Origin of the sequence: Xenorhabdus entomophaga, from assembly GCF_037996725.1 — a bacterium.
In the GTDB taxonomy this organism is placed as follows: Bacteria; Pseudomonadota; Gammaproteobacteria; order Enterobacterales; family Enterobacteriaceae; genus Xenorhabdus; species Xenorhabdus khoisanae.
The window spans coordinates 1-1,119 of record NZ_JBBMXH010000259.1; the positions used below are offsets into that span (position 1 = coordinate 1).

The window sequence follows — 1,119 nt, forward strand, 5'->3', positions numbered from 1 at the left end:
TATCAGCAATGAGTTCACCCGGTTCAGTGTCTCTGGCAGCACATTTAATTACCACGTGGATTACGATGTGCATCGGTGGGAGCAAAAGGGGTACGGTGGCGGGCAGAGCGGCGCTGGCTGGGATGTGATGGAAAACCGCGTCACTATTTGGGCGATATAATATGTCTGGCATTGAATTTTATACCGATAACGGATTTGTCCAGATTTCGGATAAATCCCCGGCGCTGGGATTTCTGAAAAAAGCGGCGGATGGGGAGAGTAACCGACAACTGGGATACTATAATTTTGCTGAGGTTTACGGGGCGGGCGGTAAATATTTTTTTGCCCCGATATCGGAATTGAGTATCTATGGCCACAGTGGACTGGAGGTTTATAGCGAGAAAGGCAAACTGATGTTTTCTTCCGCGATGAAACTCTTGTCATTTGTGAAACCGTTTTATGTTGATATTCCAAATAATAAACATACCCCGTTTGTTCATGCGGGGGGATTAGAGCGGCACTATGGTTACATGATAATCAAAGACCAGTCCAGGCATTACTACAAAAACAAACAATTTATTCAGGGCGGGCCGCCGCACTACGATGATGAATGGGTATATGATGTTTATGCAGAATCATTCAAACCCAGATACAGTCGCGGCAGAATTGAAATCGTATATTCATTTGAATTTGCCTACCGAGGGGGTGGAATAACAGATCCGGGAACATGGAGTGGCCCACCCCCTTTAATGGAAGGCTTTATCGTTGACCTTACCGCCATTGAAGGCTGACTACTTCAATTTCTAACCTCTCAGGAATCCAATCATGCTCTATTCACAAGGCACTATCAGCACTGTGTCCGGCTCGGCTATTGTCCGCGGCACGGGCACAAAATTTATATCAAATATCAACGGGGTCGCCCCCGGGCAGCTGATGTTAATCCAGTCCGGCAACAGTAATTTACCGCACATGATACAGGCAGTAAATTCAGACACCGAGCTGGTACTGGCGGATAATGCCAGTGTTACCCTCAACAATGTGAAATATCAGATTCAGACCACTGCCCCGGATTCCATTTCCGATGGGGTCAGGCATATAGTGGCGATTAACAGCTACATCACCCAGTTCCTCCAGAACATG

General features: G+C 46.9%; 2 protein-coding genes. Both read left to right on the forward strand.

The features are described from left to right. The first annotated feature begins 161 nt into the window (after window positions 1–161). Window positions 162–770, forward strand: a complete 609-nt coding sequence (locus AAC854_RS22620; RefSeq protein WP_340619054.1) for a hypothetical protein — start codon at window positions 162–164, stop codon at window positions 768–770. Between the two features lie 34 nt (window positions 771–804). Continuing rightward, on the forward strand, window positions 805–1,119 hold a 315-nt coding region (locus AAC854_RS22625; protein WP_479715134.1), incomplete at its 3' end, for a cupin domain-containing protein.

What these genes read in the sequence shown, in the direction of transcription:
- AAC854_RS22620 (WP_340619054.1), top strand. Translation starts at nt 162, where the DNA reads ATGTCTGGCATTGAATTTTATACCGATAACGGATTTGTCCAGATTTCG.